Here is a 9,093-nt window from a genome sequence, read left to right on the forward strand (position 1 = left end):
CTTCTCTACCATGCGGACGCCGAGTGGGCAGGCGAGGCGAACTTTATGCAGCATGCCGCCTCCGAGCTTATGCGCGCGCAGGTCGACTTTGACATCGTGCCGGCAGAGGCATTTGAGGACGCAGGGCGCTATGCCGTTGAAATTGCCGCAGACGGTAGCGGCTTTGGCGTGAACGGCCAGGCATACCGCTGCCTGGTGATGCCCGGAGCCGAGTTTGTCGGCGGAGCCGTGCTCGACTTTGCCGCGCGTGCCGCAGCCGCAGGTGTTGCCGTGTACGCGCTGGATGAGTTGCCGAACAAGCGCTACGACGGTGACACTGCAGGCCGCGAGGGCTTTGCCTCCCTGGATGCAGCCGCGGTCGCCGGCATCAAGCTCCTGGCGACCACCGAGCTCGCAGACACACTTGCCAACACCGGCATGCAGACCGTGGTTTGCGCCGCGCCCCAGCCCTGGCTGCGCGCACTGCGCTACGAGCGGGCGGGCGAGAGCTATCTGATGCTCGTCAACGAGCATCCCAAGCAGGGTATCTCCACTCAGATTGCGCTTGCCGACGGCACACCCGTTGCAGGCGCGCGCCTCGACCTGCTCAACGGCACCGAGCCCGCCGCCTTTGACGGCACGCTCGAGCTGGCTCCCTACGAGAGCTGCATCGTGGTCCTTGGGGCTACAGGTTCCGTTGCTGTGGCAACCGCCGAAGACGAAGCCACATGCGTCGACGGGCCCTGGGCGGTTGCCTTCTCTGCCCCTGGCACCGATGCCTTTGGCGAGTCTGTTGAGCTTGCAGACCTGCACGACCTTTCCTCGGCCGAGTTCCCCGGCAAGGCCGGCACATTCCGCTACCGGGCCTCCTTTGTCCTGGGCGAAGCGGCCACCCGCACCGTCATCGACCTTGGCGAGGTCTTTGAGACCGCAACCGTCACCCTCGACGGCAAATCCCTCGGCACCCGCATCTGTCCGCCTTACCGCTTTGAGGCCGCCGCACTTTTAGCCGGCGAGCACGCGCTTACGATCGATATCATCAACACCCTCGACCACGCCGTCCCCGACATGTTCGGCATGACCGAGCCCTCCGATCCCAGCGGCCTCTTGGGGCCCGTACGCGTGCTCGGATAGCAGCCCGAGCGCAAACAACTCGGGCAGGGCACGCCCTATGTTGAGCCCGCGCAGCGTCGAGCGGTCCGTCGTTCATAGACCGGCGGACCAAAACTCCCAGCCAAGCCGAACGTTTTATTTATCGCTATGATTGGTTTATCGCGACGCAAACGCATAGGAGCCATATGGATATCAGGCGAAAGATCACGCAGGGCAAAAGCCTCACCCCCACCGAGCAACAACTTGGGCAAACGGCGCTCGCCATGGGCGAGGATGTGCGCGGGCTTTCCATTAAGGAATTTGCCGCGCGCGCCAACGTTTCGGTCGCGAGCGTTCACCGCTTTTGCAAAAAGCTCGGCCTCGAGGGCTTCAAAGATCTCAAGGTCGAGCTCATCCGCCAGGCGACCGAGGCGGGCAACCGGCGCGACGTGGACATCAACTTTCCCTTCGATGCCACCTCCACCCCTGCGCAGGTGATGGAACGCATGGAGGGGCTCTACCAGACCACCTTGGCCGAAACGCAGGAGCTGCTCGACCCTGCACAGCTCAACCACGCCGCCAAGCTCATCATGCGCGCCGGCACCGTGGACATCTACACGGGCTCGCACAACCTCTATCCAGCGGGAATGTTCCGCGACCGCCTGCTCTCCGCCGGTAAAAGCGCGACGTGCCACGACGGTGTCGAGGCCCAGGTGCGAACGGCGCTCGCCTCGGGCCCCGACCATGCGGCAATCGTCATCTCCTACAGCGGCCTTGCCCCCAACCTCAAGGACATCTTGCCGATCCTCAGCAGTCGACATGTCCCGGTCATCGTCATCGGCACGCCTTATTGCGCGCGCATTCACCCTGGCTTTGCCGCCTACCTTACGGTGAGTGACCACGAGAGCATGACGCACCGCATCACGCAGTTTGCCAGTCACATCGCCGTGCAATACGTGCTCGATTCGCTCTACAGCAGCTACTTTGCCAAAGATTACGCCCGCTGCTCCGAGTTCCTCGAGCAGTCCTTCCCCTTTACCAAGCTGCCCGGGCTCAAATAAAACGAGAGAGGATTTTTGGACACTTAAATGACGAGGGTGGATAATCTCCCACTTTGAGCCTGTACACAGGCAAAAAACGGGAGATTATCCACCCTCATTCTGTAGTCGTTGCCCGCGCCTTTTTGCCGCTGGTCGCGTTGGAACCGCGCGCTACTGAGTGGGCGAGACCACCAGAAGCGCGTCGTGCTCAAAGGGATGCTGAGCCACGCGCACGGCACCGTCGACGGGCACAACCGGCAGGTTTGCCACGCGCTTGTTCTCCAGATCAAACGCCACAGCATTCCAGGCGGTTGCGCCGCCCTCGAGTTTGAGCTTGACGGCCGTGGTCCTCGGCAGATAGACCACCACGCGTTCGCCCACGCGCGCCACACGGATGGCTTCGCGTGCATCGTCGAGCAACTCCTGCGCGGGTTCAACAGCTACCGCCCCATCCGCGCTTGTGGCACCCAGGCCGCGTAGCACGTGCTCGATCAGGCCAAAGTCCCACACGCCCGCAAACTGCAGGCACTCTTGCCAGCGGAAGGGCATGTCAAAGCCCTCGCCCAGGACCGAGCCCTGGCTGCGCGATGTCTGCCAGTTCCACACGCCGTGTGCGCCATAGGTCACGCCGGCACTGGCGCCGGCAAGAATCGACGACCATACGCTCGCGCGGCAATCCTGCGCGGTAAAACGCCAGTAGACGTTGCGCGACGCACCCATCTGCTCGTAGCAAGGCTCGGAGTTGACCATCGGCTTTTTGGGATAGTTGGCGATAAAGTCCTGCGGCAGACGCCATGCCTCGGGCTGGCCCTCGTAGTTGTGGCCGGGCTGGAACATATAAAAGTCCAGACGGTCCAGATACTGCGCCGGAATGGTGCGGTTACCGCGGTTGATATGCATGGTGCGCAGTGCCTCGGGCGCGCGCTTGACGACCTCGTCGAGGGCGTCCTCGTAATAGGCGATCGCCTCGTCGCCGGCAAAGTCGGTATCGCCCGTCACCACGTAGACGGGGTCGAACTCGCCCAGGTTCTCGACGACGCGGGCAACGTGGACGCGAACCTCCTCACGCGGCATAACCTCGGCGCCGCAACGCTCGGCGATCTTGGCGCCCCAGGTACCGGGTACGTAATTGCACCACATGAGCACGAGCGCCGGACGAATGCCGTGCTCGACGGCAGCACGGCACATGGCGGCGGCACGATCCCAGTACGCCTGGTTGGGACGGGACCAATCAAAGTGCACGCCGTCCTCGCTGGCATAGGGCCAAATGCCCAGGTCGGGGCAGCAGCGATCCCACTGCGGCAGCGTGTTGATCTGCAGTGCGTTCATGCCCTGCTCGGCACGGCGGGTCAGGTAGTAATCCCAGTCGTTCTCGGCGATGCTCGTAAATGCGCTCCAGCACGTATCGGCAAACCAGAAGAACGGTTTGCCCTCGCACAAAAAGCCATCCTGGCGACCGTTGACGGTCAGCTTTCCCAAACTCATCTGCATGTCCTTTCGTTTGATAAAGGATTTGCGAACCGCCGAGGGCTTTCGCGGTAACCCCGCGCGAAAGCCCCCGCCGCTTGGCAAACCATCGCGGGCGAATACCGTCCGCCCCATCAGTCTACCTTGCAAGAAGGGCCCCGCCGGGCTTACGCCTGACGGGGCCCTGTCGTGTAGGTGAGGTCATATGTGACCGAACGGTTTGGCCTTAGGCCTCCATCTCGGCGAGTTCCTCCTTGGAGAAGCCGCAGGCAAAGACGACGGCAGCGGCGATGACAAAGGAGATTGCCATACCAACAATAGCCCAGACGGTGTTCATCTGGCCACCCTGCAGGTAGTTGGTGAAGACCAGGAAGTTGGAGGCACCGCCTGCGAGGTAGTAGGTAACACCCATGAGGCCGGAGAACACAGCGCCGATAGCACCGCCGATGAACATGCCAAACATGGTGCGACGGAAGCGCATGAGGATGCCGAAGAGCGCGGGCTCGGTGACGCCGCCGGCGATGGCGGAGATGACGTAACCGATGGCGAGAGACTTCTCGTCGGGGTTCTTCATCTTGAGGAAGGCACCGAAGGCGCAGCCCCAGACAGCGGCCATAGCGCAGTTGGTGGAAACGAAGACGAAGGGATCGTAACCGGCAGCGATGATCTGAACCTAGGCGAGCAGGATGACGGGCATGTGCATGCCGCAGACCACGAAGAGCTGCCAGAAGGCGCCGAGGATGGCCATGACGATCAGGATGCCGATGCCGCCAAGGTCAGCAAGGCCGAAGAGGGCGTTGGCGATCAGCGTACCGATCTCGTTGCCGATCGGAGCGAGGACGATGAAGGCAATGGGGATCGTGACGATCATGGTGCAGAACGGCGTGAAGACCGTGGACAGCACGTCGGGCATAACCTTCTTAAAGAACTTCTCGATGAAGTACAGGACGGGCACCGAAAGGATGATCGGCAGGACGGACTGCTGATAGTTGGCAGCAGCGATCTGGATGCCGTAGACGGAGATGATGCCGCCGCCCTCCTGGGTGGCGACGCTCACCACGGAAGGAGCCATGAGGGCGCCACCGAGCAGCATGCCGAGCACCGGGCTGGCGCCGAGCTTCTTAGCCGCGGCATAACCCAGGTAGATGGGGATAAAGGTGAACGTGGCCTCGTACAGCGTGGTGTAGAGGAACGTATAGGTCGGGTCGTCGGCCGAGAGCACACCGAGCATGGTGGGGCCGAGGACGGCCGCGATGGTACGGAACAGACCGCCGGCCATGAGCAGCGGGATGAGCTGGGTCATGGAGCCCGACAGATAGTCGAGGATGATGTTGGGCAGGTTCTTGAGCTCGAACTTCTCCTTGGGAGCATCGAGGTTCTCGTTGACGGCCTCGCCCTGCTTGACGCCGGAGATGGCGACGAACTCGGCGAGCACCTTGGGCACGTTCTGGCCGATGATGACCTGGAGCTGGCTGCCGGCGAACTGGCAACCCAGAACACCCTTCACCTTCTTGATCTTCTCCACGTCGGCCTTGCTGTTATCCTTGAGCGTCAGACGCAGGCGCGTCATGCAGTTGGTGGCAACGGAAACATTCTCCGCACCGCCCACGAGCTCGAGGACATCGGTGGCAATCTGCTTGTTATCTACTGCCATGGGACCCCTCCCCATATCTTCGTGTGCCTACTCGCTTGTGTAAGCACGCCTTTGGCTCGGCGACTATAACCCCTTACGGTTGCCGAACCCTTGGATACGCTGTCGTAAACAATTTGTTTACTGAACGTTTACTGGCTTTAGTTTACACGGAGTGCCTGATTTGTGGCGATTTTGCCGTCTGGAGTCCGGTGAACGGTAGGAAATCGGGGGTAAGCGTATTTAGACGGTAGAAGATCGTCTATTTGACCCGATATTGATATATGGCTATTTACGTGGGCTTTTATTTTGATGAACACCTCTATAACCTGTTAGATCCTCAACAAAAGTCCTGCTAGTTACTAGTAAACGTCTGTTTAGTAGTTCATTGCGTGTTCCGTTTTACCGTTTACCGAGTTCATCTGCTCATTCTACAGTTCTGCATTAGACTAAACATGTTTAATCTGTATTGCCGCCCTTGTTTAGTACTTGCGGCACAAAGGAGTAGCTCATGGAACTCAAATCGTGTACCTACGCAACCGTCACCACGCTGGGCGATTTTGGCCCCTGGATCAGCAAGGTCGTACTCGACCTGCCCTGTACCGTGCGCGCCAACGACGTGAACGAGCACACGTTCAATATCTACTGTGCCCGCCACGAGCGCGCCGGCGAGGTCTTGATGCGCAAGGAGCACGGGGCCGATCACGCGGCGCCCTCCGTGGGCTACGTGCCGGTCCTCGCCACCTACCCCTGTGATGAGAACGGCCAGCGCCTGCCCAAGGGCACACACGTAGCGCTCGAGACGCCCGAGGTGCGTCTCACCAAAGAGATCGAGGGTGGCGTGCTGGGTTCGCGCTATATAGAGAGCCGCCTGCGCGTGACGCAGCTTGTGGCGCTCCCGGGCGAAGACGGCGACGACCCCACCGCGGGCCTCGTCTTCGATCGCAGCCGCGGCGACATCTGTCCCGCGCTCAAGGGCTGGCATAACGCCGTGCAGCAAACGCCCGTCGACGGCATCGCGCTCGAGTACGGCTATTTTGAGCCGAGCTTTGAGCCCGCTGACTCCGCGCTCTTCAACCGGTTTGCGCCCAAGGACACGCCCGCCATCGAGAAGGCGCCGCTGATCGTGTACCTGCACGGCGCCGGCGAGGGCAAGGGCACCACACAGGGCGAGGGCGCGACGCGTGCCTACACCGGCAACCGCGTGACAGCGCTCTCGCAAAAGCAGATCCAGCGCTACTTTGGCGGCTTTGCCTGGGTGCTCGTGCCGCAGTCGCCCACCTTTTGGATGGACAACGGCGTCGAGCAACTCGGTCGCTCCAACCAAAGCATCTACTCTCCCGTGCTCAAGGCGCTCATCGACGAGTTTGTCGCCGAGCATGCCGACCGCATCGACACCGATCGCATCGTGGTCGCCGGTCTTTCCAACGGCGGCTTTATGACCCTGCGCCTGTGCGCCGACTATCCCGAGTTCTTCGCCGCGGGCCTTCCCTGCTGTGCCCCGTGGTACAACGCCACGGACGAGGACGTGGCCGCACTCGCCAAGACGCCGCTGTGGTTTACGCACTCCAAGGGCGACGAGCTCGTGTGCCCGCAGCAGACGGTGCTGCCGCTCACGGCGCGCCTGCGTGATGCCGGCGCCAACGTGCACCTCACCTACTTTAGCCATGTCGAGGACCTGACCGGCGTGTACCGCGAGGCCGACGGCTCGCCCAAGAAGACGTTCAATCACGGCGTGTGGATCCACCAGTTCAACGACCTGTGTTATCAAGACTTCGACGGGGGCAACGTACTCATCGACGGCGAGCCGGTGGGCTGCTGGGAGTGGTCGGCTAGGGTTTCGAGGTAGCCGTCCCATCGGGTGCCCCGCCCTTTAGTTTTGTGAACGTCCTCGCGCATGGGCCCGTTCATCCTGCTCCTTCGGAACAACGGATAAACGGGTCCGCGCTGCGGAATGTTCACAAAACTAAAGGGCGGGGCACCCTGAGTTAACGTTGTTCGAAACGCTGGCCGGGCGCTTCCGGCGGGCCGCCAGGTCGGTGGCGATGCGGGCGTGGGCCCCGTCTTGCCTTGCGCGTAACTGGCTGAAAACAAATCGTGGTTGGAGTTATTCCTATGTCTCAGAATTTGACTCGGGTGATTGTCACCACCGATATGGAAGTCGATGATATGAACTCTCTGGTTCATTTGGCTCTGTATCTCAATGTGCTCGATGTGCAGGCTGTGGTGTACACGGCTTCGCAATATCACTTTCTTGGCGATGGTGTTCATACGCTGGGCGAGGTGAATCCGCATTGGCGGACCAAAGGCGTGCGCTCCTATACCTGGGACGTCGTTCCGCACGAGCCCGACCCCGAAGCTGGCTCGCTCATGGAGTACCGCCCATTCCCCGAGGGTTGGATCGAAAGCCTGTGGAGCAACGAGTATGCCCAGGCCTGGCCGCAGCTACAGGCCAACGCCGCTGCCGCCGGCGAGCCGTCCTTCCCCACGCCCGCCCAGATGATCGAGCGCACCTATATGGGCAACGTCGCCTTTGAGGGCGACGTGCGCGAGGAAACGCCCGGTTCGCGCGTCATCGCCGACGCCATCATGGATGACGACCCCCGCACGCTGTGGCTCCTTTCCTGGGGCGGTATGAACACTATCGTTCGCGCCCTCATGTCCATCGCCGAACAATGGCAGAACACACCCGAGTGGCCCGCCGTGCGGCAGCGGATCTATCAGAAGGTGCGCGTGATGGGGGTTGCCAATGGCGTAGGTCAGGACAACTCATGGCTCGACCATGGGCGCGAGCTCTTTCCCGAGCTCGTCTTTTGGTGTGTGCCCCATAAGTATGGCAGCTATGTCAACGCCAAAATAGCTCAGCCCGATACGCTGCCGCTGTTTAAGGCTCCTTGGCCCGAGCATAATCTCACCCAGGGCAACGGCCCCCTCATGGCGCGCTATATGCTCTATGGTGATGGCAAGGTCTACGAAAACGAGCCCGAGCGCTTTCAGTTTGGCAAGCATGCCCGTCTGGATTGGGGCCTGGAAGGCGTGCCCGCAATGCAGTTTGAGCGCGGCGACTTTATGGCCGAAGGCGACAGTATGACCTATATCCCGCTGCTGCCGTTTGGCCTGCGCGGTATCGACGACCGCAACTTCGATACGCTGCTCGGCCGTATGTTTCTTGATGGGCATCCCGATGCAGGAGCACCCACCGATTTTGACGCCATCAGTACGCCTGCAGACGACAACCCCAATCCCTACCTGCGCGCCTATCAGGAAGACTTTGCCGCCCGCGCGCAATGGTGCGCCCATGATCCGGCAGTCTGCTCGCACCCGGCGCATGTTGTCGAAGTTGCGGCCGATCGCAGTGCTATAGCCGGCGAACGCGTCGCCCTTGCAGCGACCATCGTCGATCCCGACGACAAGGGACTCGATGCGCATTGGGATATCGCCGTGGACCCGTCGAGCTATGCAGGTACCCAAGACCTGTCGCTGTGGCAAGAATGCACAGTGGACACCACTTTCGTCGTGCCCGCCGACGCACGACCCGGCGATCGCTTCGTGCTCACCCTCACCGTGCAGACGCGCGCCGAGCGCCCCTGCAGCCGCTACGCCCAGGTCGCCATCACCGTCGTGTAGCAACCGACGGCCCACATTCGGCAAGGAGTGTCCCCAGCTGTCGGCACAAAAGGAACGTCCCCAAGTGCCAAAATGACGAGGGTGGATAATCTCCCACTTTGAGCCCGCACACAGGCCAAAAACGGGAGATTATCCACTCTCACTCTGACTAGTCATTTAAGTCTGTCCCCAATGAGTACCCCACAGCAACGGCAACGCCGATGTCTTGGCAACGACAGACACTATGACCCAATCCAGGGGCACGGAAACGACAGGAGC

The 9,093-nt window shown here is 61.4% G+C and carries 7 protein-coding genes; 4 read left to right on the forward strand and 3 right to left on the reverse strand.

Annotated elements, in window-relative coordinates; genetic code table 11:
- Both DW037_RS10675 and DW037_RS04575 read left to right on the forward strand, forming a co-directional pair.
- The coding region (locus DW037_RS10675) for a hypothetical protein (RefSeq protein ID WP_199578316.1) at window positions 1–1,113 on the forward strand (1,113 nt) is incomplete at its 5' end.
- Window positions 1,114–1,277: 164 nt separating this feature from the next.
- The gene (locus tag DW037_RS04575; protein WP_118372907.1) at window positions 1,278–2,132 is read left to right on the forward strand and encodes a MurR/RpiR family transcriptional regulator; all 855 of its coding nucleotides are present in this window, start codon (window positions 1,278–1,280) and stop codon (window positions 2,130–2,132) included.
- Between the two features lie 150 nt (window positions 2,133–2,282).
- Here DW037_RS04575 and DW037_RS04580 read toward each other — a convergent pair whose 3' ends face one another.
- The 3 genes from DW037_RS04580 to DW037_RS04585 form a co-directional block, all read right to left on the reverse strand.
- Window positions 2,283–3,596, reverse strand: a complete 1,314-nt coding sequence (locus DW037_RS04580) for a DUF4038 domain-containing protein (protein ID WP_118372913.1) — start codon at window positions 3,594–3,596, stop codon at window positions 2,283–2,285.
- Between the two features lie 208 nt (window positions 3,597–3,804).
- On the reverse strand, window positions 3,805–4,194 hold the full coding sequence (locus DW037_RS10750; protein WP_233542256.1) for a hypothetical protein: 390 nt from the start codon (window positions 4,192–4,194) through the stop codon (window positions 3,805–3,807).
- Between the two features lie 57 nt (window positions 4,195–4,251).
- Window positions 4,252–5,232 carry a PTS transporter subunit EIIC gene (locus DW037_RS04585; protein WP_233542258.1) on the reverse strand — a complete coding sequence of 327 codons (981 nt, stop codon included), beginning with the start codon at window positions 5,230–5,232 and terminating at the stop codon, window positions 4,252–4,254.
- A gap of 487 nt (window positions 5,233–5,719) precedes the next feature.
- On the opposite strand from DW037_RS04585, the gene DW037_RS04590 reads away from it, so the two are divergent.
- Both DW037_RS04590 and DW037_RS04595 read left to right on the forward strand, forming a co-directional pair.
- A complete protein-coding gene (locus DW037_RS04590; protein ID WP_118372908.1) occupies window positions 5,720–7,057 on the forward strand; it encodes a prolyl oligopeptidase family serine peptidase in 1,338 nt (445 codons plus the stop codon).
- Window positions 7,058–7,323: 266 nt separating this feature from the next.
- Window positions 7,324–8,835, forward strand: a complete 1,512-nt coding sequence (locus DW037_RS04595; RefSeq protein ID WP_118372909.1) for a nucleoside hydrolase-like domain-containing protein — start codon at window positions 7,324–7,326, stop codon at window positions 8,833–8,835.
- The last annotated feature ends 258 nt before the right edge of the window (window positions 8,836–9,093 follow it).

This window comes from Collinsella sp. AF39-11AT, from assembly GCF_003474585.1.
Taxonomy (GTDB): Bacteria; Actinomycetota; Coriobacteriia; order Coriobacteriales; family Coriobacteriaceae; genus Collinsella.

What these genes read in the sequence shown, in the direction of transcription:
- DW037_RS04580 (WP_118372913.1), bottom strand. Translation starts at nt 3,596, where the DNA reads ATGAGTTTGGGAAAGCTGACCGTCAACGGTCGCCAGGATGGCTTTTTG.
- DW037_RS04595 (WP_118372909.1), top strand. Translation starts at nt 7,324, where the DNA reads ATGTCTCAGAATTTGACTCGGGTGATTGTCACCACCGATATGGAAGTC.
- DW037_RS10750 (WP_233542256.1), bottom strand. Translation starts at nt 4,194, where the DNA reads ATGGCCGCTGTCTGGGGCTGCGCCTTCGGTGCCTTCCTCAAGATGAAG.
- DW037_RS04590 (WP_118372908.1), top strand. Translation starts at nt 5,720, where the DNA reads ATGGAACTCAAATCGTGTACCTACGCAACCGTCACCACGCTGGGCGAT.
- DW037_RS04575 (WP_118372907.1), top strand. Translation starts at nt 1,278, where the DNA reads ATGGATATCAGGCGAAAGATCACGCAGGGCAAAAGCCTCACCCCCACC.
- DW037_RS04585 (WP_233542258.1), bottom strand. Translation starts at nt 5,232, where the DNA reads ATGGCAGTAGATAACAAGCAGATTGCCACCGATGTCCTCGAGCTCGTG.